Annotated in this window: 15 protein-coding genes; 4 read left to right on the forward strand and 11 right to left on the reverse strand. The window is 69.3% G+C overall.

Going from position 1 to position 22,889, the window contains the following annotated elements:
- Positions 1-328 precede the first annotated feature (328 nt).
- Positions 329-1,546, forward strand: a complete 1,218-nt coding sequence (locus ABT296_RS28020; protein ID WP_269662227.1) for a thiolase family protein — start codon at positions 329-331, stop codon at positions 1,544-1,546.
- Complete coding sequence (locus ABT296_RS28025) at positions 1,543-3,672, forward strand: 3-hydroxyacyl-CoA dehydrogenase NAD-binding domain-containing protein (protein WP_351931437.1); 2,130 nt, start codon at positions 1,543-1,545, stop codon at positions 3,670-3,672. Before ABT296_RS28020 ends, ABT296_RS28025 begins: the two co-directional genes overlap by 4 nt.
- A 64-nt stretch (positions 3,673-3,736) precedes the next feature.
- On the opposite strand, the gene ABT296_RS28030 is transcribed toward ABT296_RS28025, so the two are convergent.
- Positions 3,737-4,750, reverse strand: coding sequence for a PLL family lectin (locus ABT296_RS28030; protein WP_351931438.1), 1,014 nt, complete (start codon positions 4,748-4,750; stop codon positions 3,737-3,739).
- Positions 4,751-4,801: 51 nt separating this feature from the next.
- Here ABT296_RS28030 and ABT296_RS28035 point away from each other — a divergent pair, with 51 nt between their 5' ends.
- Positions 4,802-5,170 (forward strand): PIN domain-containing protein, encoded by a 369-nt coding sequence (locus ABT296_RS28035; RefSeq protein ID WP_351931439.1) that lies wholly within the window; start codon positions 4,802-4,804, stop codon positions 5,168-5,170.
- Between the two features lie 10 nt (positions 5,171-5,180).
- On the opposite strand, the gene ABT296_RS28040 is transcribed toward ABT296_RS28035, so the two are convergent.
- From ABT296_RS28040 to ngcE, 10 genes are all read right to left on the reverse strand, one after another.
- On the reverse strand, positions 5,181-6,620 hold the full coding sequence (locus ABT296_RS28040) for an ArnT family glycosyltransferase (protein ID WP_351931440.1): 1,440 nt from the start codon (positions 6,618-6,620) through the stop codon (positions 5,181-5,183).
- 73 nt (positions 6,621-6,693) lie between these two features.
- Positions 6,694-8,217: an amino acid permease gene (locus ABT296_RS28045; RefSeq protein ID WP_351931441.1), complete on the reverse strand. Its 1,524-nt coding sequence runs from the start codon at positions 8,215-8,217 to the stop codon at positions 6,694-6,696.
- Positions 8,218-8,361: 144 nt separating this feature from the next.
- On the reverse strand, positions 8,362-10,281 hold the full coding sequence (gene dxs / locus ABT296_RS28050) for a 1-deoxy-D-xylulose-5-phosphate synthase (RefSeq protein WP_351931442.1): 1,920 nt from the start codon (positions 10,279-10,281) through the stop codon (positions 8,362-8,364).
- Positions 10,282-10,479: 198 nt separating this feature from the next.
- Positions 10,480-11,772, reverse strand: coding sequence for a sugar ABC transporter permease (locus ABT296_RS28055; RefSeq protein ID WP_351931443.1), 1,293 nt, complete (start codon positions 11,770-11,772; stop codon positions 10,480-10,482).
- Positions 11,769-12,560: an ATP-binding cassette domain-containing protein gene (locus ABT296_RS28060; protein WP_351931444.1), complete on the reverse strand. Its 792-nt coding sequence runs from the start codon at positions 12,558-12,560 to the stop codon at positions 11,769-11,771. The genes ABT296_RS28055 and ABT296_RS28060 overlap by 4 nt, the downstream gene beginning before the upstream one ends.
- A gap of 186 nt (positions 12,561-12,746) precedes the next feature.
- Positions 12,747-13,844 (reverse strand): substrate-binding domain-containing protein, encoded by a 1,098-nt coding sequence (locus ABT296_RS28065; RefSeq protein ID WP_351931468.1) that lies wholly within the window; start codon positions 13,842-13,844, stop codon positions 12,747-12,749.
- 133 nt (positions 13,845-13,977) lie between these two features.
- Positions 13,978-15,177 (reverse strand): ROK family transcriptional regulator, encoded by a 1,200-nt coding sequence (locus tag ABT296_RS28070; RefSeq protein WP_351931469.1) that lies wholly within the window; start codon positions 15,175-15,177, stop codon positions 13,978-13,980.
- A gap of 183 nt (positions 15,178-15,360) precedes the next feature.
- Positions 15,361-16,281, reverse strand: a complete 921-nt coding sequence (locus ABT296_RS28075) for a carbohydrate ABC transporter permease (RefSeq protein WP_351931445.1) — start codon at positions 16,279-16,281, stop codon at positions 15,361-15,363.
- Positions 16,282-16,298: 17 nt separating this feature from the next.
- Positions 16,299-17,228 (reverse strand): carbohydrate ABC transporter permease, encoded by a 930-nt coding sequence (locus ABT296_RS28080; protein WP_351931446.1) that lies wholly within the window; start codon positions 17,226-17,228, stop codon positions 16,299-16,301.
- Positions 17,229-17,303: 75 nt separating this feature from the next.
- A complete protein-coding gene (gene ngcE / locus ABT296_RS28085; protein ID WP_351931447.1) occupies positions 17,304-18,746 on the reverse strand; it encodes an N-acetylglucosamine/diacetylchitobiose ABC transporter substrate-binding protein in 1,443 nt (480 codons plus the stop codon).
- A 346-nt stretch (positions 18,747-19,092) separates the two neighbouring features.
- Between ngcE and ABT296_RS28090 the strand changes: the two genes are divergently transcribed.
- Positions 19,093-22,881, forward strand: coding sequence for a GH92 family glycosyl hydrolase (locus ABT296_RS28090; protein ID WP_351931448.1), 3,789 nt, complete (start codon positions 19,093-19,095; stop codon positions 22,879-22,881).
- Positions 22,882-22,889: the final 8 nt, after the last annotated feature.

Genomic DNA, 22,889 nt, shown 5'->3' on the forward strand with positions numbered 1-22,889 from the left:
GCTTGACCGTTTTAGGGGCACCTTGTGAAGGAGGCCGTGACGCGGGGCGGGAGCGGATTTCACGGCTCTGCCGGGAGCCACTCCCGGCCATCGCGCCGGGACATGTTCGAGGAGGTGGCCCGGGGCCCGTTCGCGGCGTCCGCCCGGCTCGCGCGTCCGTGGAGGCACCCCGGGGGCGGTCGTGCCGCGCGGCGAACGGGTGTGACCTTCGCCGCTTGGGGCCGTGGGACTGGGCAGCTACGTTACTCATAAGTAGCATGGTCGTAAGCGCACGCTCAGCGCATGCGTGCCGCAGCAGTGCAGTCCCGCACCCTGGAGGAGAGCCATCGTGCCTCGTACCGTCAGGGACGTCGTCTTCGTCGACGGCGTCCGCACCCCGTTCGGCAAGGCGGGCCCGAAGGGCATCTACCACGAGACCCGCGCCGACGACCTGGTCGTGAAGGCGATCCGGGAGCTGCTGCGCCGCAACCCGGCTCTGGAGCCCAGCAAGATCGACGAGGTCGCCATCGCCGCGACCACGCAGATCGGCGACCAGGGTCTGACCATCGGCCGCACGGCGGGCATCCTCGCCGGGCTGCCGCAGTCCGTGCCCGGCTACTCCATCGACCGCATGTGCGCCGGCGCCCTGACGGCCGTCACCGCCGTCGCGGGCGGCGTGGCCTTCGGCGCGTACGACATCGCCATCGCCGGTGGTGTCGAGCACATGGGCCGCCACCCCATGGGTGAGGGCGTGGACCCCAACCCGCGCTTCGTCAGCGAGAAGCTGGTCGACGAGTCCGCCCTGTTCATGGGCATGACGGCGGAGAACCTGCACGACCGCTACCCGAGCATCACCAAGCAGCGCGCCGACGAGTACGCGGTGCGCTCGCAGGAGAAGGCCGCCAAGGCGTACGCCAACGGCAAGATCCAGCAGGACCTGGTGCCGATCTCGGTGCGCCGCACCAACCCGGAGGCCGGTGAGACGGGCTGGGGCCTGGTCACCGCCGACGAGCCGATGCGCCCCGGCACGACGATCGAGAACCTGACCGGCCTGAAGACGCCGTTCCGCGTCCACGGCCGGGTCACCGCCGGTAACGCGGCCGGTCTGAACGACGGCGCCACCGCCTCGCTGATCGCCTCCGAGGACTTCGCCCGCGAGAACAACCTCCCGGTGAAGATGCGCCTGGTCTCCTACTCCTTCGCGGGCGTGGAGCCGGAGGTCATGGGCTACGGCCCGATCCCGGCCACCGAGAAGGCCCTCGCCCAGGCGGGGCTGACCATCGACGACATCGGCCTGTTCGAGATCAACGAGGCCTTCGCCGTCCAGGTGCTCGCGTTCCTGGAGCACTACGGCATCGCCGACGACGACGCGCGCGTCAACCAGTACGGCGGCGCCATCGCCTTCGGCCACCCGCTGGCCTCGTCGGGCGTGCGTCTGATGACGCAGCTGGCCCGGCAGTTCGAGGAACAGCCGAACGTCCGCTACGGCCTGACCACCATGTGCGTCGGCTTCGGCATGGGCGCGACGGTCATCTGGGAGAACCCGCACTTCGAGGGGGACAAGTGAGCACCACCGCTGAGCTTTTGAAGGGTGCGGCCGAGCTGTTCCCGGACGAGGTCGTCACGTCCGCGCACGTACGCCACCTCGACCTGCCGTTCGGCGCCGGGCGCTTCGCGCTCGTCACGCTGGACAACGGCTTCGACCACACCAAGCCGACCACCTTCGGACCGCAGTCCCTGGCGAACCTCAACCTCGCCCTCGACCAGGTCGAGAAGGAGGCCGCGGACGGCTCGATCGTCGGCGTCGGCATCACCGGCAAGCCGTTCATCTTCGCCGTCGGCGCCGACCTCAAGGGCGTCGAGCTGCTCAAGGAGCACGAGCACGCGCTCGCCATCGGCAAGGGCGGCCACGAGGTCTTCAAGCGCCTCGCCGGCCTGGCCGTGCCGACCTTCGCCTACTACAACGGCGCGGCCATGGGCGGCGGTGTCGAGGTCGGTCTGCACTGCACCTACCGCACCGTGTCGAAGGCGCTGCCCGCCTTCTCGCTCCCCGAGGTCTTCCTGGGCCTGGTCCCGGGCTGGGGCGGCTGCACGATCCTGCCGAACCTGATCGGCGCGGAGAAGGCCGTCTCGGTGATCATCGAGAACAGCCTCAACCAGAACAAGCAGCTCAAGGGCAAGCAGGTCTTCGACCTCGGCATCGCCGACGCCCTGTTCGAGGGCGCGGACTTCCTGGAGCAGTCGCTGATCTGGACGGCGAACGTCCTCAAGGGCGACGTCGTCGTCGAGCGCCCGGCGATCGACCGCGGCGAGGCCTGGGACCAGGCCGTCGCCAAGGGCCGCTTCATCGCCGACTCCAAGGTGCACGGCGCCGCCCCGGCCGCCTACCGCGCCCTGGACATCATCGCCGCCTCCAAGGACGGCGACCTCCAGAAGGGCTTCGACGCCGAGGACGTGGCGCTCGCGGACCTGATCATGGGCGGCGAGCTGCGCGCCGGCATCTACGCCTTCAACCTGGTGCAGAAGCGCGGCAAGCGCCCCGCGGGCGCCCCGGACAAGAACCTGGCCCGCCCGGTCACCAAGGTCGGTGTCGTCGGCGCCGGTCTGATGGCCTCCCAGCTCGCGCTGCTCTTCCTGCGCCGCCTGGAGGTGCCGGTCGTGCTGACCGACATCGACCAGGAGCGCGTCGACAAGGGCGTGGGCTACGTCCACGCCGAGATCGACAAGCTGCTCGGCAAGGGCCGTATCAACCAGGACAAGGCCAACCGCCTCAAGGCCCTGGTCACCGGTGTGCTGGACAAGGCCGAGGGCTTCTCCGACGCGGACTTCGTCATCGAAGCGGTGTTCGAGGAGATCGGCGTCAAGCAGCAGGTGTTCGCCGAGGTCGAGGCGGTCGCCCCGGCCCACGCGATCTTCGCGACGAACACCTCCTCCCTCTCGGTCACCGAGATGGCCTCGAAGCTGAAGAACCCCGAGCGGGTCGTCGGCTTCCACTTCTTCAACCCGGTCGCGATCCTGCCGCTGCTGGAGATCGTCCGCGGTGAGCAGACCGACGACGCCTCGCTGGCCACGGCCTTCGCCGTCGCCAAGAAGCTGAAGAAGACCGCGGTGCTGACGAAGGACGCCCCGGCGTTCGTCGTGAACCGCATCCTCACCCGCTTCATGGGCGAGATCCAGAACGTCATCGACGAGGGCACCCCGGTCGAGATCGCCGAGAAGGGCGTCGAGCCGCTCGGTCTGCCGATGTCCCCGCTGGTGCTGCTGGAGCTGGTCGGCCCCGCGATCGGCCTGCACGTCTCCGAGACGCTCAACCGCGCCTTCCCGGAGCGCTTCACGGTCTCCCCGAACCTCGCGGCCGTCGTCAAGGCCGGCAAGCGCGGCTTCTACGTCTACGACTCCGGCAAGCCGGAGCTGGACCCGGAGGTCGCCGCGCTCCTGAAGCAGGGCGATGTCGTCCTGACCGAGGAGCAGGTCCGCGCCCGGGTCCTCGACGCCGTCGCCCAGGAGATCGGGCTCATGCTCGACGAGGGTGTCGTCGCCGAGGCCCAGGACATCGACCTGTGCCTGATCACCGGTGCCGGCTGGCCCTTCCACCTGGGCGGCATCACGCCGTACCTGGACCGTGAGGGTGTCTCCGAGCGGGTGAACGGCAAGAAGTTCCTGGCGCCGGGCGTCGCCTCGGTCCCCGCGTAAGCGGCGGCCGGACACGTTCGCAGGGAGGGCCCCCGCCGTCGGCGGGGGCCCTCCCTGCGTTGGTTCACACCGTCCGCCAGGCCGCCAGTGCCAGGCCCGGTTCGTCCTTCTGCCGGGCCAGGCGCAGCACGCCGTCCGGGGTGAGGGTCGCCGCCACCACCCGCCCCTCGGCGTCCTCCGTCACCGCCACCCGGGTGCCCTCGGGCAGAGCGGGTCCCGACTCCGTCCACCACAGGCCCGCCGTCTCCCGCTCCGTCGGGTACGCGGCGAACGCGACGCGGCCGGAGGCCGAACGCTGGGCGAGCAGGGTGCAGTCGTGGCCGCCGAGGACGCAGCGGATCGCGGCGACCGGACCCGGGCCCGCGGCCCCGATCAGCGGGACCGGGTCGCCGTCCGGGCGCCAGGCGTGCAGCAGGCCCTCCATGTCGGCGTAGAACAGCGTCGTGTGCTCCTTGGAGGTGGGCAGGGCGCTGAGCGTGCCCGGGGCGACCGGCACGGGGAGGGGATCGGCGGCCAGCGGACGGGCGCCGGGCTCCTCCTGGAGCCAGCGCAGCACGCCGGCGGGGCCGGTGGCGTACACCTCGACCAGGCCCGACTCCCCGGTGACGGCGACGAGTTCCTCCTCCACCTTGGAGCCCTTCAGGTCGTGCCAGCCGTTCCAGCCGCCGCGCTCCTTCTGGTTGGTGGTGTGCACGCCCCGGCCGCGATTGCGGACGAAGAGGTACGCGCGGCCCTCGGCGTCGACGGCGACGGCGGGCGTTCCGGTGCGCTCGCCCTGCTTGTTGGGGTGTCCGACGGGAAGCCAGTCCAGGGGCGCGAGCAGCGGCCGGAAGTGGGTGGAGTGCACCAGGCCCGACTCACCCGAACGGGTGGGGCGCCAGGCGCCGAGGTGGATGTAGCCGTCGGCGCCGCGGGTGAGCGCGAAGCCCTCCTGGACCCGCTGGTCGCCGCCGACGCGACGGGGCGTGTCCCAGGTGCCGCCGGGGGTGTGCTCCGTACGGCACAGGACGGCGTCCTCGGTGTGCCAGTAGACGCAGAGGCGGCCGTCTTGGCCGCGTATGAGCCAGTCGCCGATCACCGGATCACTGTAATCGGCGGTGTCCGGGGCGGCGCGTGCGACCCTGGGCCCATGGAGGCCGAGTTGCTGGTGATCGTCGACGGGGCGAACGTCGTCGGGTCGGTGCCCGACGGCTGGTGGCGGGACCGCCGGGGAGCCGCCGAGCGGCTGCGCGACCGGCTGGCGGCGGACGGGGTGCCGGGGCGGCCGGGCCCGGTGGAGATCGTGCTGGTGGTGGAGGGCGCGGCGCGGGGCGTGGGGTCCGTCGAGGGCGTACGGGTGGAGTCCGCGCCGGGCAGCGGCGACGACCACATGGTGGCGCTGGTCGCCGGGCGGACGCCGGGCCGCGCCTGCCTGGTGGTGACGGCCGACCGGGAACTGCGCCGCCGGGTCACGGAGTTGGGTGCCGAGGTCGCCGGTCCGCGCACGGTACGGCCGTGACGGGCGGCGCTCACCGCTGCCGGACGTGCAGGACGGCGCCGTCGACCACCGCGACCTGCTCGTACCCGGCCAGCAGCAGGCGCAGCGGCCGGATCCGGTCCGGGGCGTAGGGCTTGCCCCGGGAGTCGTCGACGACCAGCCGGGGCGGACGGTCCGCCAGTTCCCGGCGGAGCGTGCTCCAGGCGCCCCTCATGGCGTACCTCTCCCCCACCTGTGGGCCGTCCCGGCCGCCGCTGTAGTTGGTGAGCAGACCGGCCGTCAGATAGCGGGTGGCGGGGGCGCGGTCGGCGAGCCAGTACGTCTCCGGGTGCATGCCCCACAGCAGGACCCGGTCGCCGGGGGCCGTGCGGGCGGTCACGGCGGCCGCGAGGCGCTGGGCGTGGGTGAGTTCGGGGCGGGGGGCGAGCAGGCCCCAGGTGAGGAACAGGGCGCAGCAGCAGGCCGTGGCGGCCGTCGCGCGGGTCCGGCGGGCTCGGGGGGCCGACCGCAGGGCCGCGGTCGCCAGCAGGGCCAGGGACGGGATGAGCTGGAGGTAGTAGTGGCCGAAGAAGTGGAGGCCGAGGGCGACCGCGCCGGCCGAGGCCAGCAGCCACAGCCACAGGTCCGCCTCCTGGGCGCGGGTGGTGCGCCAGGCGCGCAGCAGGGCCGGGAGGAGGGCGGCGCAGGCCACGGCGAGGATCGCGGTGTTGGCCAGCCCCCGGGCCAGGACGTGGAGTTCGGAGCCGGTGAAGGAGGCGTAGGCGCCCGATCCGGTGACCGTCCAGAACACGAAGCCGGCCGGGTCGGTGAGCAGCGCGGCCGCCGTCACCGGCAGTACGGCGCCCAGCCCCACCCGCAGCAGCGAGCCCCAGGCCGGCCCGCACAGCCACAGCACGGGCAGCAGCACCGCCCCGCCGGTCTGCTTGGCGAGGAACGCGCAGCCGACGGCGACGCCGGCGGCGGCCCAGCGGCGCCGGTCCGCGCACCACATCGCGGCGGCCGTGCAGGGGAGCATGAACACCTCGAAGGCGGCCGCCTGCGCGTCCTCGGGGTTCAGGCCGACGGAGATCAGCAGGTACAGCACCCCGGCGGTGCGGCCCGCGGTGTCGCCCCAGCGGCGGCGGGCCAGGGCCGCGAGCAGCACCGCGGTGGTCAGCTGCGCGAGGACCGCCAGCACCCGTACCGAGGTCAGCGACTCGGAGCCGGCCAGCGCGAACGCCCCCTGGTAGAGCCAGGGCACGAGCGGGGGCTTGCGGTCCACGACGGTGGTGTACAGCTCGCCGCCGTGCGCCAGTATCCGCGCCTGTACGGCGAGGAAGCCCTCGTCGGGGTTCCACAGGGGGCGGGCGAAGGACGGCAGGCGGGTGACCGTGGCCAGCAGGGCCAGTACGGGCAGCAGGCTCCGCCAGTAGCCCAGGGCGGCTCCGGAGGTGACCACGGAGCGTTGCGGCGCGAAGGGCCAGGCGTACATGGTGGGCACGCTATCCGGCCCCGCAGTCCCTTACCGATCGGGACATACGGGGCCGGAGTGTCGAGCGCCACCGCTACTGAATGTCACCTCGGGGTGGGTTGACCGAATCGCCGAGGACCGTCTCCTCGTGGCGTCCGAGACGGCTGTGGGTGCGGCCGTAGAGGAAGTACACGACGAAGCCGATGGCCATCCAGATGGCGAAGCGGACCCAGGTCTCGGCGGGCAGGTTGATCATCAGCCACAGGGAGGCGCAGACCGACAGGATCGGCACCCACGGCACCCACGGGGTGCGGAAGGCGCGGTGCAGGTCGGGGCGGGTCCTGCGGAGGATGATCACGCCGATCGCCACGACCACGAAGGCGAAGAGGGTGCCGATGTTCACCAGGGCCGCGAGTTCGGTCAGCGGGGTGAAGCCGGCCAGGATCGCGATGATCACGCCGAGCAGGATGGTGGGGCGGTAGGGGGTCTTGAACCGCGGGTGGACGTGGGAGAAGAACCGGGGCAGCAGGCCGTCGCGGCTCATCGCGAAGAAGACCCGGGTCTGGCCCAGGAGCAGGATCATGCAGACGGTGGTGAGGCCGACCGCGGCGCCGAAGCTGATGAAACCGGCGAACCAGGGGTGCCCGGTGGCCTTGAAGGCGTCGGCGAGCGGCGCGTCCACGGAGAGTTCGCTGTAGTGCTGCATGCCCGTGACGACGATCGACACGGCCACGTACAGCGTGGTGCAGATGACGAGGGAGCCGATGATGCCGCGGGGCATGTCGCGCTGCGGGTTCTTGGTCTCCTCGGCGGCGGTGGCCACGACGTCGAAGCCGATGAAGGCGAAGAACACGACCGAGGCGGCGGTGAAGATGCCCATCACACCGAAGTTGGAGGGCGCCCAGCCGAACATCAGCTGGATCAGCGGCGCCTGGAGGCTCTCCCCGGCGTCCACGGCCTGCTGCTCGGGGATGAAGGGGTCGTAGTTCTTGCCCTCGATGAAGAAGGCGCCCGCGACGATCACGGTCAGTACGACGGCGACCTTGATGGCGACGACGACCGAGGTGATCCGGGCGGACAGCTTCATGCCGAGTACGAGGATGCAGGTCAGGACGAGGATGAGGGCGGCGGCGAGGATGTCGAAGCCGAAGGCGTCGGCACCCTCCCTGCTGCCCAGCCCGGCGGGCATGTGCCAGCCCGCGTTGTCCATCAGCGACTGGATGTACCCGGACCAGCCGACCGCCACCACCGCCGTGCCCAGCGCGAACTCCAGCACCAGGTCCCAGCCGATGATCCAGGCGGGCAGTTCGCCGAGGGAGGCGTAGGAGAAGGTGTAGGCGGACCCGGCGACCGGGACCGTGGAGGCGAACTCGGCGTAGCACAGCGCGGCGAGCGCGCAGGCGACGCCGGACACGACGAAGGCCAGGGCGACCGCCGGACCGGCGTTGTTCTTGGCCACGGTCCCGGTCAGGACGAAGATGCCGGTGCCGATGATGACACCGACGCCGAAGACCGTCAGATCCAGGGCGGACAGGGATTTCTTGAGGGCGTGCTCAGGCTCCTCGGTATCGAGGATGGACTGCTCGACCTTCTTCGTCCGGAAGATGGTGTTGGCCACGGGCGTACCTCCCACGCTTGTCGTCCCCGACATGATCGAGAGGGGGCGTGGTGCGTATGCCCTGACACCAGCCCAGTCACACGGATGGGCCGGTTCCACCACCGAAAAGGCGGCTGGAACCGGCCCGTCCGGCCCAATGGGCGGTCAGTCCCGCGCGGGCTCCACCTCGGCCGCCGAGCGGTCGTAGCGGCCGTCCATCTTGGAGACCAGGCCGGTGACCTGACGGGCGATGTCCGGGGCGGTGAGGCCGATCTCGGTGAGCACCTCGGCGCGCGAGGCGTGGTCGAGGAAGCGCGGCGGGATGCCGAAGTCGCGCAGCGGGACGTCCACGCCGGCGTCGCGCAGGGCCTGGGCGATCGTGGAGCCGACGCCGCCGACGCGGGAGTTGTCCTCGACGGTGACGACCACGCGGTGCCGCTCGGCGAGCGGGGCCATGGCCTCGTCGACGGGCTTGACCCAGCGCGGGTCGACGACGGTGGTGGAGATGCCCTGCCGGTCGAGCAGGGTGGCGATCTCCAGGCACATCGGGGCGAGCGCGCCGACCGAGACCAGCAGCACGTCGGGCCGGTCGGTGCCCGGCTCGCGCAGCACGTCCATGCCGCCGACACGGCCCACGGCCGGTACGGCGGGGCCGACGGCGCCCTTGGAGAAGCGGACCACGGTCGGCGCGTCGTCGACCTCGACGGCCTCGCGCAGCTGGGCGCGGACCTGGTCGGCGTCGCGCGGGGCGGCGAGCCGGAGGCCGGGGACGACCTGGAGGATCGACATGTCCCACATGCCGTTGTGGGAGGCGCCGTCGGTGCCGGTGACGCCGGCCCGGTCCAGCACGAAGGTCACCCCGCACTTGTGCAGGGCCACGTCCATGAGCACCTGGTCGAAGGCGCGGTTGAGGAAGGTGGCGTAGACGGCGAAGACCGGGTGCACCCCGCCCGTGGCCAGGCCGGCCGCGGAGACGGCGCCGTGCTGCTCGGCGATGCCGACGTCGTAGACGCGGTCGGGGAACGCCTTGGCGAACTTGTCCAGGCCGACCGGCTGGAGCATCGCGGCGGTGATCGCGACGATGTCCTCGCGCTCCTCGCCGAGCGCGACCATCTCCTCGCCGAAGACGGACGTCCAGTCCGCCCCGGAGGAGGCGATCGGCAGTCCGGTGTCGGGGTGGATCTTGCCGACGGCGTGGAAGCGGTCCGCCTCGTCCTGGAGGGCGGGCTGGTAGCCGCGGCCCTTCTCGGTGAGGCAGTGCACGATGACCGGGCCGCCGAAGCGCTTGGCGCGGGCCAGCGCGGACTCCAGGGCCTCGATGTCGTGGCCGTCGATGGGGCCGACGTACTTCAGGCCGAGGTCCTCGAACATGCCCTGCGGGGCGATGAAGTCCTTCAGGCCCTTCTTGGCGCCGTGCAGGGTCTCGTAGAGGGGCTTGCCGACGACCGGGGTGCGCTCCAGGAGGTCCTTGCCGCGGGCCAGGAAGCGCTCGTAGCCGTCGGTGGTGCGCAGGGTCGCCAGGTGGTTCGCCAGGCCGCCGATGGTCGGCGCGTAGGAGCGCTCGTTGTCGTTGACGACGATGACCAGCGGGCGGTCCTTGGCGTCGGCGATGTTGTTCAGCGCCTCCCAGGCCATGCCGCCGGTCAGCGCGCCGTCACCGATCACGGCGACGACGTGGTCGTCGCGTTTCATGATCTGGTTGGCCTTGGCCAGGCCGTCGGCCCAGCCGAGGACCGTGGAGGCGTGGCTGTTCTCGATGACGTCGTGCTCGGACTCGGCCTGCGAGGGGTAGCCGGACAGGCCGCCCTTCATCTTCAGCCGGGAGAAGTCCTGGCGGCCGGTGAGCAGCTTGTGCACGTAGGACTGGTGGCCGGTGTCCCAGAGCACCTTGTCCTTGGGCGATTCGAAGACCCGGTGCAGGGCGAGGGTCAGCTCGACCACACCGAGGTTGGGGCCGAGGTGGCCGCCGGTCTTGGAGACCGCGTCGACGAGGAAGGTCCTGATCTCGCCGGCCAGCTGGTCCAGCTGCTCCAGGCTGAGCCGGTCCAGATCGCGCGGTCCCCTGATGCGGGTCAGCAGCGGCACCCGTGCCTCCTTGCAGTAGAGCTGTTGCCGGGCTTGTCGAGTCTAATGTTCCGCCCGCGCGGCCGTCGCGCGGGCGGTGCGTCGTACGTCACGCGATCGGCTGTACCCACAATGTGCCGTTCCTACGACATGACTGTGCCCGGCACCGCCATTGGTGCCGGGCACAGGATTCAGGAACCCGGGGGCTCCCGCCGGGCGCTACGCGCGGCCGGCGGTCTTCTGCGTCTTGCGGGTGACGGCGTCGATGACGACGGTCGCCAGCAGAACGCCACCGGTGATCATGTACTGGACCGGGGAGGCGATGCCCTCCAGGGCCAGGCCGTACTGGATGGAGACGATCACCAGGACACCCAGCAGGGCGTTCCAGGTGCGGCCGCGTCCACCGAACAGCGAGGTGCCACCGATGACGGCCGCCGCGATGGCGTTCATCAGCAGGTCACCGGCGCCGGCGCCCTGGTTCGCCGAGGCGATCTTGGAGGCGATGAACAGACCGCCGATGGCGGCGAAGGTGCCGGAGATCGCGAAGACCGAGATCCGGACCATCTCCACGTTGATGCCCGCGCGGCGGGAGGCCTCGACGCTACCGCCGAGTGCGAACACCTTGCGGCCGTACGCGGTGCGGCGCAGGACGAAGTCCGTGAGCAGCAGGACCGCGATGAAGAGCACCACGGCCAGCGGCAGGCCCTTGTAGGAGTTGTAGACCGCGGCCACCGCGAAGGAGACGACGGCCAGCAGCACGGTGCGCAGGATCGTGTCACTCAGCGGCCTGGACGGCACACCCGCGGCCTCGCGGCGGCGGTTGCCGTAGAAGGAGCTGAGGAAGAACAGCACGACCGCGACGACGGCGAGACCGTAGGCGGCGGCGACATCGGAGAAGTAGTAGCTGGTCAGCTTGGCGACGATGCCCTCGCTGTCCAGGTTGATGGTGCCGTTGTCGCCCAGGATCTTGAGCATGAAGCCGTTCCAGAACAGCAGACCGGCCAGAGTCACGGCGAAGGCGGGAACGCCGATCTTCGCGAAGAAGAAGCCGTGGATGGCGCCGGCCGCCGTGCCGGTGAGGATGGCCAGCACGAAGGCGAGCCACTCGTTCATGCCGTTGGTGACGTTCAGCACCGCGAAGGTGGCGCCGGCGACACCGGAGACCGAGCCGACCGAGAGGTCGATCTCGCCCAGCAGCAGGACGAAGACGATACCGACGGCGATCATGCCCGTGCCGACCATGGCGACGGAGATGTCGGAGAGGTTGCCCGCGGTGAGGAAGTTGGAGTTCAGGCTCTGGAAGATGATCCAGATGACCGCCAGACCGATGACGACCGGGATGGAACCCAGGTCGCCGGCCTTCATCTTGCGCTTGAACTCGGAGACGTAGCCCGCGAGGCCCTGCTCGCGCACCAGCAGCCGGGGGTCGACGGCGACGTCGGAGCCGCGTGCCGCCTCGGGGTTCTCCACCACGTGGTCCTCGGGAGGCGTGGAGGTCTTGTCGATGCTCACTTCTGAGCCTCCCCATTGGAGCGCGCCGCACGACGGGTCACGGCGTTGTCCGTGGCACCGGTGATGGCGGAGATGATCTCTTCCTGCGAGGTCGACTTGACCTCGAAGACGCCGTTGTTGCGTCCGAGCCGCAGCACGGCGACCTTGTCGGCCACCGCCTTCACATCGGCCATGTTGTGGCTGATGAGGATGACGGCGTGGCCGCGCTCACGCAGCCGCTCGACCAGGTCGAGGACCTGGGCGGTCTGCTCGACACCGAGGGCCGCGGTGGGCTCGTCGAGGATGACCAGCTTGGGCTCGCCCAGCATGGAGCGGGCGATGGCGACCGTCTGGCGCTGACCGCCGGAGAGCGAGGCGATCGGGATGCGGACGCTGGGGATGCGGATGGACAGCGTGTCCAGCAGCTCGCGGGAGCGGCGCTCCATCTCCACCTCGTCCAGGACGCCGCGCTTGCGGACTTCCCGGCCCAGGTAGAGGTTGCCGACGACATCGATGTTGTCGCACAGCGCGAGGTCCTGGTAGACCGTCGCGATGCCCAGGTTCTGGGCGTCGTGCGGCTTGCTGATCGATACGGCCTTTCCGTCCCACTCGATGACACCGTCGTCGATGGGATGCACGCCGGCGATCGTCTTCACCAGCGTGGACTTTCCGGCGCCGTTGTCGCCGACCAGGGCGACAACCTCACCGGCGTGGACCTCAAGCTCTACGTCGGTGAGCGCCTGGACGGCACCGAATCGCTTGGAGACCCCGCGCAACGCCAGCACGGGCGTAGCGGACACGTGAACCAACTCCTTCGCCGCCTGACCCGGCGGAAGGTAGTGCAGAAAAGTACTGGGGGGTTGTTCCGTCCGGCGCCCCGCGCCGAGCTTGCGGGGCTGTCGAATGCGCGGGGCGCCGGAGGAGCTGTGGAGCATCAAGTCCGGTACGGGAATTCAAGGACGAATTCCCGTACCTGTGAAGGGACTTGCAGCTGTCTACTTGAGACCGATCTTGTCGCAGGCCGCCTTGTACTTGGCGGTGCAGATCTCCTCGACGGTGTAGACGCCGTCCTTGACGACGGTGTCCGCGATGTTCTCCTGGGTCAGCGAGGTGACGTCGACCAGGATCGAGGGGATGCCCTTGTTGGTGGGGCTGTCCACGGTGTCTGCGGCGATGGAGTCGAGCGACTTGCCCTGGGCGAGCGCGACGGCCATCTCGGCGGCGGCGTCGGCCTCGGGGGCGTACGGCTTGTAGACGCTCATGTACTGCTCACCGGTGACGATGCGCTGCACACCCGCGAGCTCGGCGTCCTGGCCGGTGACCGGGACGTCGATGCCGGCGGCCTTGAGGGCGGTGATGATGCCGCCGGCCATGCCGTCATTGGCGGAGTAGACGCCGATGATCTTGTCCTTGCCGATCGCCGAGATCGCGCCCTCCATGTTGGCGTTGGCGTTCTCCGGCTTCCACTCCTTGGTGTCGTACTCCTTGCCGACGTTCACCTTGCCGTCGAGGACGGAGTGCGCGCCCTCCTTGAACTTGGCGGCGTTCGGGTCGGTGGAGGAGCCGTTCATCATGACGATCTGGCCGTCCTTGGCCTTGTCGCCGAGCGCCTTCAGGAGCGCCTCGCCCTGGGTCTTGCCGACCGTCACGTTGTCGAACGAGGTGTAGGCGTCGATCGGGCCCTGCGCCAGGCGGTCGTACGCGACGACCGGGATGCCCGCGTCCTTGGCCTTCTGCACGGAGGACTTGATGGCCGCGGCGTCCACCGCGTCCAGGATGATCACGTCCACCTTGTTGGTGATCATCGAGTCGACCTGCTGGCTCTGCTGGCTGGCGTCCTGCTTGGCGTTGGCGTAGACGACCTCGCCCTTGCCGTTCGTCAGCTCGCCGATCTTCTTCTCGATCAGCGGGCGGTCGAACTTCTCGTACCGCGCGGTCTGGTTCTCCGGAAGGAGGAGACCGACCTTGATGTCGTCGCCCTTCTTGGCGCTCGACTCGTTGGAACCACTGTCGTTGGCCTCATCGGCGCTGCCACAAGCGGCGAGCGAGATGGCCATTGCACCTGCGGCAACGGCGACGGCGGCACGACGCATACGCGTGTTCACTCTAGAAACCTCCCTGACGAGGCCGCGACGTTGCGGCCGAGGTGGCTGGAAGTCAACTCGGCCACGCGTGCGACGTCAAGAAGTAAATCCTTAACGGGTTGGCAACGGTGCCATCCGTTCTCTAAGTGAAGGCGGGCGCCGCAGCGTGCAGGGTGCCGTCCAAAAGGGTCGAATCGCCCATCTCGCTCAGTGCGAGGGCGAGCGCTCCGAGCACTTCCGCACGGCCTCCAAGGGCCCCCGGGAGAACGGAGAGTTGACGTGCCGCGCTGGGGATCGCGTACCGGCTCACGGACTCCCTTATGGGCCCGAGAACCAGCTCGCCGGCCTCGGCGAGATCACCGCCCAGGACCACCCGGCTCGGGTTCAGGAGATTGCAGAGATTGGCCACTCCACTGCCGATGTGACGGCCCACGTCGGCGATCACCCGACGGCAGCCCGGATCTCCGTCCCTGGCCAGCCGCACAACGCCTTCCATGGTGAGATCCGTGCCGTGACTGGACTGGAGGAGCGGCAGCACGTAGCGGGCGGCCGCGAAGGTCTCCAGGCAGCCACGGTTTCCGCAACGGCAGACCGGGCCGGATTCATCAAGTGTAATATGCCCGATTTCTCCCGCTGTGCCGCCCGGCCCGCGGTAGATCTTTCCGCTGATCACCAGACCCGCGCCGACACCGCTCGCGACCTTGATGTACGCCAGGTCCCGGACCCCCCGGCCGCTCCCCCAGACCAGCTCGCCGAGGGCGCCGAGGTTGGCGTCGTTGTCCACGTGCACCGGCACGCCGAGCCGCCCCCGCAGCTCCTCGGCGGGCCTGGTGCCGGTCCAGCCCGGCAGGATGGCGGTGGAGCCCAGACTGCCGGACTCCACGTCGATCGGCCCGGGCACTCCCAGGCCGACGCCGGCGATCTTCGTGCGGTCCACGCCGGTCGCCGCGATCAGGCGGTTGACCAGCTCTTCCGCCCGGTCGAAGCCCTGCGCGGCGGAGGCGTCCACGTCCAGCGGCTCGGACTCCTCGGCCAGCACCTGATGGGCGAGGTTGCCCACCGCGACCCGTAGGTGGGTATGACCGAAGTCGACGCCGATGACGATGCCGGCGTCGCCGCTCAGACTGACGCTGCGGGCCCGGCGGCCGCCCGCCGACGTGGGCGTGACCTCGACGGTCCCGCCGTCCTTCAGTTCCCGGACGATATTGGAGACCGTGGCGGCCGACAGTCCCGTCGTCCTGGCGATCTCCGCCTGGGTGAGTGAGCCCGCCAGTCTGACGGCACGCACGACCCGCTCCAGGTTGGCTCGGTGCAGCGACGACTGCGACCCCGGAGTCTCCACGACGACCTCCTGCGCGCGGGACCGCTTCAGCGAGGCCCCGTCTATGTCCAACTAGTGAACTCTAAGCTGAGCCGTTCGGGTTGCCTCCCGTCAAGAGGTTGAACAGTATCCGGGGTCCAGCACACACCCGCACACGCCGCTCCCAGGGAAGAGAACGGCGTGTGCACGAGCGATTTCCGAGGGTTACTTCAAGGTCGCGGAGGTGAGACCCGCCTGCACCTGCCGTTGGAATGACAGGTACACAACCAGCATGGGGATCATGGCGATGGTGACGCCCGCGAAGAGCACCGGGAGGTCCGAGGCGTAGCCCTGCTGCTGCTGGAGCTGGATGAGCCCCTGGGTCAGGACATACCGTTCCGGATCGTCGCCGCTCTGCGGCTGCATCAGCACCGTCGGCAGGATGAACTGGTTCCACTGGCCCAGGGTGTTGAAGATGCCGACGCTGAGCAGTCCCGGCTTCGCCATCGGCAGCATCACCTGGAAGAACGCCCGGCTGTGCGAGGCGCCGTCCAGGATCGCCGCCTCGAACACCGCGGTCGGCAGGGTCCGGAAGAAGGCGTGCATGAAGAAGACCGTGAACGGCATCGAGTAGGCGACGTACACCAGGATCAGACCCTGGTAGGTGTTGAGCATGTCCAGCCGCTTCACCATGAAGAACAGCGGGACCAGCGCCAGGAACACCGGGAACATCGCGCCGGCGACGAAGAAGTAGTACAGGAACCGGTTGCCCCAGAACTCGTACCGGGCCAGCACGTACGCCGCCATGGCGCCGAACAGCATCGTCAGCGGCACCGAGAAGACCAGCACGATGACGGTGTTGAGGAAGTAGTCCCCGATGCCCTTGTCCCAGGCCCGGGAGAAGACGTCCAGGGACCAGTTCTCGGGCCAGCCGAAGGCCGAGGAGCCGATCTGCACGTCGGACTTGAAGGAGCTGAGCACCAGCCACAGCAGTGGCAGCACGATCAGCAGCGCCCACAGGGCCAGGAAGCCGTGCGAGAAGACGTTCAGCACGACGCCCTCGCCGCGTTCGTCGCCCGGTCGGGCCGGTGCCGTGCTGACCGCGGGCGGGGTCGGGGGTGCCGATTCCTTGATGGGTGCGCTCATGTCGTCGTCTCTCCCGCTCAGAACTCGATGCGCTCGCGGCGGGTGGCGCGCAGCGTGACCACGGACACGATCAGGGTGAGGAGCAGCATGACCACGCCCATGGCGCAGGCGTAGCCGCTCTTTCCGTACATCAGGAAGTTGCGCATCATCACCGTCGCCATGACCTCGCTGTGGTGGTCGGGGCCGCCGCCGTAGTCACCGGAGGTCATCGTGGTGACCAGGATGAACATGTCCATGGCGGCGATGCCGAGGTAGACCCACGCGGTCTGCACGGAGTCCCACAGCAGCGGCAGGGTGATGCGGAAGAAGGTGTGGGCGCGTCCGGCGCCGTCGATCAGCGCGGCCTCGTAGATGTCGCGCGGGATGGACTGCATGGCCGCGGAGAACAGCACCAGGTAGAAGCCGACGCCGTGCCAGACGACCACCGCCATCAGGGCCCAGAGCACCATGTTCGGCTCGTTGAGCCACTCCACGGGGCGCTCCGTGTCGACCAGGCCGATCTTGATGAGGACGCCGTTGAGCATGCCGCCGCCGTCGCTGCGGTACACCGCTCCGAAGAGCACGGCGAGAATCGCCAGCGACAGGACCTGCGGAAAGAAGTAAACGATCTTGTAAAACCCGGAGCCGGCCACTCCGGCCACTCCGCCGGCCCGTCCTCGCCCGCCGGCGTTCAGCATGAAGGCGAAGAACAGCGCGAGCAGAATCGTGATCGCGGGGATGAAGATCAGGAACAGGATGTTGTGCCAGATCGCCCCCATGAAGATGTCGTCCTCGAACAACGCGGTGTAGTTGTCCAGGCCGACGAAGTCGAACGTCTGCGACTGGCCCTGCCAGTCGGTCAGCGAATAGCCGAACGTCTGGATGTAAGGCCAGATCACGAAGATCAGATAGAGCGCCACGGGAGCGAACAGAAATCCCGCGACGAACCGGTGCTGCCCTTTACGCATAGGCGTTTCCTGCCCCTGAAGTCCCGTTCCGGGCCGGTGGTGTCCGGCCCGGAACGCGGTCGGTCGTGCGCGAGATCAGTCCCGGCGGTTCTTCTTGGACTCCGGGTCCTCGGCCTGCTTGTCCACGGCTGCCTGCGCCCGCTTCAGCCACTCCTTGGGCTGGATGCGCTTGGCCATCAGCTCGTTGGACGCGTTCTCGATGGCGGCGCCCATCTCGCTGTACCACTCGGTGTACAGGAACCGGAAGGTGTTGTCGCCGGCCGCCTTGGACGCCTCGACCGTCGACTGGGTGCCGGGGCGCAGCTGGACGCTGGAGTCGACGCCGTCCGCCAGGATGGTCAGCGAGTTCGCCTCCTTGGCGAACAGGGTCGACCACTCCTTGGAGAGCATCATCCGCATGAACTCCTTGGCCGCGGGCAGGTTCTTCGCCTTGGCCGGGATGATGAACGGCTCGCCGGAACCGGCCCGGATCGCCTCGAACGGCAGCTTGCTGCCGGGCAGCGTCGGCATCGGCAGGAACTTCATGTCGAAGTCCTCCGGGGTCTGCTTCAGCTGCTCGTTCTCCAGCCAGGAACCGCTGGTGATGAAGGCCGCCTTGTACTGGTTCCACCGGGTCTGGGACTCGGTGTGGGTCAGACCGTTCGTTCCGGGCATCAAGTAGCCCTTTTCGACGACCTCGTAGACCGCCTCGATGGCGGCCGTGGCGGCCTCGGAGCCGACGAACGCGTTGGGTTCGAGGTTGTCGATCGCCTTCATGGCGTCCAGACCGCCGGTCTTGGCGATGAGGTCCATGATCGCGACGTTGATGTAGTACGGGTACTTGCCCTGGTGGGCCAGGCCCCCGATGCCCTGGGACTTGGCGTCCTTGCAGATGGCGAGGAAGTCGTCCCAGGTCTTGGGCGCCTCCCAGCCCTTCTCCTCGAAGAGCTTGCCGGAGTACCACAGGCCCCACACCGTGTAGATGTAGTTCAGCGCGACGACCTTGCCGCTCTGCATGCCCGCGTCCAGGGTGCCCGGGATCAGGGTGTCACGGACCTTCTTGCCCGGGTCGTCGACCGACGGGGAGTCCAGGACCTCGGCGAGGTCGAGCAGCTGGCCGTTCTTGTGGAGCACGTCGATCGGGATCTGCTGGGCGCCCGAGTCGTCCACGATGTCCGGCGGGTTGCCCGCGTTGAACCGCGGCTGGAGCTTGCCGGTGATCTCCTGGGTGCCGGTGTGGGTGGAGGTGACCCCCCACTTCTTCTCGAAGGACGCCTCCCACGCCTTGGCGTAGTCGTCGCCGTAGCCGCCCTTGAAGACGACGACGTCGAGCTTGGTGCCCTTCTTCACGCCGAAGGGGTTCGACTTCGAGGTCTTGCCCTCGCTGTCGTTGCCGGAGTTGTCGTCGCCGCCGCCGCTCGCACAGGCCGACAGGAAGCCCATCGTGGGCACCGTGATCAGACCGAGTGCGGCGGACCGCTTGATCAGATCGCGGCGGTTGGTGCCGTCTGTGCTGTTCGGACCGGAAGTGGATCCCATGCTCAAGTCCTCGCCTTCTCCAGGACTCAGGCGGTGAACCGGATCCTCGCCGGCACCGCGGTCAGGTCAAGCAGGGTCGTGCGGGAAGTACCGTGAATCGCCGACAGGTATAGTCCACTTCCGGCCGACGGAGCAAGATCGAATGCAAGGTTCACCGGTGGTCTTTTCCGAGTTGAGACCTCTTGGAAATATGAGCGGGCTGTGCCCCCGCCGGTGGAAATATCCCCGCCATCACCCCCGAATGCCACAGCCAACACCCTTGACACGACAGTGGACTTGAGCCTCAACTAATCCTTGCGCACCGAAGCTGACAACGTTGTCCAGAGCGCAGGGAGAGTGCTTGTCGATGAGGCACAGACGTGGCACCGCGGTCGTGTGGGCGACCGCTTTCGCTTTGGCGGTGGGTTCGCAGGGCGTCGCGGTGGCGCTGCCCGAGGCCCCGTCCGCCGACCGGGAGTTCGCCTCCTCCTTCGAGAGCGGCGACCCTGCCCCGGACTGGTTGAACACGGTCGACACCGGGCCGGACGGCACACCGCGGACGGCCGGGGTCGACGGCGGCTACAGCTCGGGCATTCCGGGCAATGTGACCGGCCGGGTCACGGACGTGCGGGCGAACGGCGAGAACTCGGGCGGTGGCGAGGTGAAGGAGAACCTCGTCGACCTGGAGCCGAGCACCAAGTGGCTGGTCTTCGAATCCACCGGCTGGGTGGAGTTCGACCTGGACGCACCGGTGCGGGTCGCGCAGTACGCGCTCACCTCGGCCAACGACGTCGCCGGACGGGACCCGCGGAACTGGACCCTGAAGGGCTCGGCGAACGGCACCGACTGGACGACCCTGGACTCCCGGTCGGGCGAGTCCTTCGCCGAGCGGTTCCAGACCCGGACCTTCGACATCGCCGAGCCGGGCGAGTACCGGCACTTCCGGCTGGAGGTCACCTCGAACAACGGCGCCTCGGGGATACTCCAACTCGCCGACGTGCAGTTCTCCACCGGCGACGGCGAGGGTCCGGTGCCCAAGGACATGCTCTCCCTGGTCGACCGGGGGCCGAGCGGCTCGCCGACGGCGAAGGCGGGCGCCGGGTTCACCGGCAAGCGGGCGCTGCGGTACGCGGGCCGGCACACCGCCAACGGGCCGGCGCACTCGTACAACAAGGTCTTCGACGTCGATGTGGCGGTCGGCCGGGACACCCAGCTGTCGTACCGGATCTTCCCCTCGATGGCCGACGGCGATCTCGACTACGACGCCACGAACGTCTCCGTCGACCTCGCCTTCACCGACGGCACCTACCTCAGCGACCTCAACGCCACCGACCTGCACGGGTTCCCGCTCACCCCGCGCGGGCAGGGCGCGTCGAAGATCCTCTACGTCAACCAGTGGAACAACGTCGCCTCGCGGATCGGCTCCGTCGCGGCCGGGCGGACCGTGGACCGGATCCTGGTCGCCTACGACTCCCCCAAGGGCCCGGCGAAGTTCCGCGGCTGGCTGGACGACGTGGCGCTGCGCAACGTCCCCCGGGAGCGGCCGAAGGCCCATCTGTCGGACTACGCGGTGACGACCCGGGGCACCAACTCCAGCGGTGGCTTCTCGCGCGGCAACAACTTCCCCGCGACGGCCGTGCCGCACGGCTTCAACTTCTGGACCCCGGTGACCAACGCGGGCTCACTGAGCTGGCTCTACGACTACGCGCGCGGGAACAACGCGGACAACCTGCCGACGATCCAGGCGTTCAGCGCGAGCCACGAGCCGAGCCCCTGGATGGGCGACCGGCAGACCTTCCAGGTGATGCCGTCCGTCGCCACCGGCACCCCGGAGACCGGTCGCGACGCCCGTGAGCTGGCCTTCCGGCACGAGAACGAGACCGCGCGGCCGTACTACTACGGGGTGCGGTTCGAGAACGGCCTGAAGGCCGAGATGACCCCGACCGACCACGCGGCGGTGCTGCGCTTCACCTACCCCGGCGACGACACCAGCGTCCTGTTCGACAACGTCACCGACCAGGCGGGGCTGACCCTCGACCAGGAGACCGGAACGTTCACCGGCTACTCCGACGTGAAGTCGGGCCTGTCCACGGGGGCCACCCGGCTCTTCGTGTACGGCGAGTTCGACAAGCCGGTGACCGAGGGCTCCTCCAGCGGCGTCAAGGGCTACCTGCGGTTCGCCGCGGGCGACGACCGGACCGTCACCCTGCGCCTGGCCACCTCGCTGATCAGCGTCGACCAGGCCAAGGCGAACCTGCGCCAGGAGGTCCCGGACGGCACCTCGTTCGACGCCGTCAAGGAGCGCGCCCGCTCCCAGTGGGACCGCATCCTCGGCAAGGTCGAGGTCGAGGGCGCCACGCCCGACCAGCTGACCACCCTGTACTCCAGCCTCTACCGGCTCTACCTGTACCCCAACTCCGGCTTCGAGAAGGTCGGTTCGAAGTACCAGTACGCCTCGCCCTTCTCGCCCATGCCGAACCCCGACACCCCGACGCACACCGGGGCGAAGATCGTCGACGGCAAGGTGTACGTCAACAACGGCTTCTGGGACACGTATCGCACCACCTGGCCCGCCTACTCCCTGCTGACGCCCTCTCAGGCGGGCGAGATGGTCGACGGGTTCGTCCAGCAGTACAAGGACGGCGGCTGGACCTCGCGCTGGTCCTCCCCGGGGTACGCCGACCTGATGACCGGCACCTCCTCCGACGTGGCCTTCGCGGACGCGTACGTCAAGGGCGTCGACTTCGACGCGAAGTCGGCGTACGACGCGGCCGTGAAGAACGCCACCGTCGTGCCGCCCTCCTCCGGGGTGGGCCGCAAGGGCATGGCGACCTCGCCGTTCCTCGGGTACACCAGCACCGACACCCACGAGGGCCTGTCCTGGGCGCTGGAGGGCTACCTCAACGACTACGGCATCGCGCGGATGGGCCAGGAGCTGTACCGCGAGACCGGCGAGAAGCGCTACAAGGAGGAGTCGGAGTACTTCCTCAACCGCGCCCAGGACTACGTGAACCTCTTCGACTCCGAGGCCGGCTTCTTCCAGGGCCGGAGCGCCGAGGGCGACTGGCGGGTGGAGTCCTCGAAGTACGACCCGCGGGTGTGGGGCCACGACTACACCGAGACCAACGGCTGGGGCTACGCCTTCACCGCCCCGCAGGACTCGCGCGGCCTCGCCAACCTCTACGGCGGCCGCTCCGGCCTCGCCGACAAGCTCGACGAGTACTTCTCCACCCCGGAGACCGCCTCGCCGGACTTCGTCGGCTCCTACGGCGGTGTCATCCACGAGATGACCGAGGCGCGGGACGTCCGGATGGGCATGTACGGGCACTCCAACCAGGTGGCCCACCACGCGATCTACATGTACGACGCGGCCGGGGAGCCCTGGAAGGCGCAGAAGAACGTCCGCGAGGTGCTGTCCCGCCTGTACACCGGCAGCGAGATCGGCCAGGGCTACCACGGCGACGAGGACAACGGCGAGCAGTCGGCCTGGTTCCTGTTCTCCTCGCTCGGCTTCTACCCGCTGGTGATGGGCAGCGGCGAATACGCCGTCGGCTCCCCGCTGTTCACCAAGGCGACCGTCCACCTGGAGAACGGCCGGGACCTGGTCGTCAAGGCGCCGAAGAACAGCGCGCGGAACGTGTACGTGCAGGGCCTGAAGGTCAACGGCAAGCCCTGGAAGTCGACTTCGCTGCCGCACGAGCTGCTCGCGAAGGGCGGGGTCCTGGAGTTCGACATGGGACCGCGGCCGTCGTCCTGGGGCACCGGCAAGAAGGCGGCGCCCGTCTCCCTCACCAGGGACGACCGGGTGCCGACGCCCCGGGCGGACGTGCTGAAGGGTGAGGGCGCCCTGTTCGACGACACCTCGGCGACCAACGCGGCGGTGACCGGCGTGGACCTGCCGACGGCGGAGCCCGCCAAGGCCGTCCAGTACACGCTGACCTCGGCGGACCGCACGAAGGCGCCGACCGGCTGGACCCTCCAGGGGTCCTCCGACGGCACCGAGTGGACGACGCTGGACCGGCGGGTGGACGAGTCCTTCACCTGGGACCGGCAGACCCGGGCGTTCTCGGTGCGCACACCGCGGACCTACGAGAAGTACCGGCTGGTCCTGGACGGCGAGGCGACCTTGTCGGAGGTCGAACTGCTCGCCCGATAGGGCCTGTT

It is taken from the genome of Streptomyces sp. NPDC000983, assembly GCF_040299205.1.
Lineage (GTDB): Bacteria > Actinomycetota > Actinomycetes > Streptomycetales > Streptomycetaceae > Streptomyces.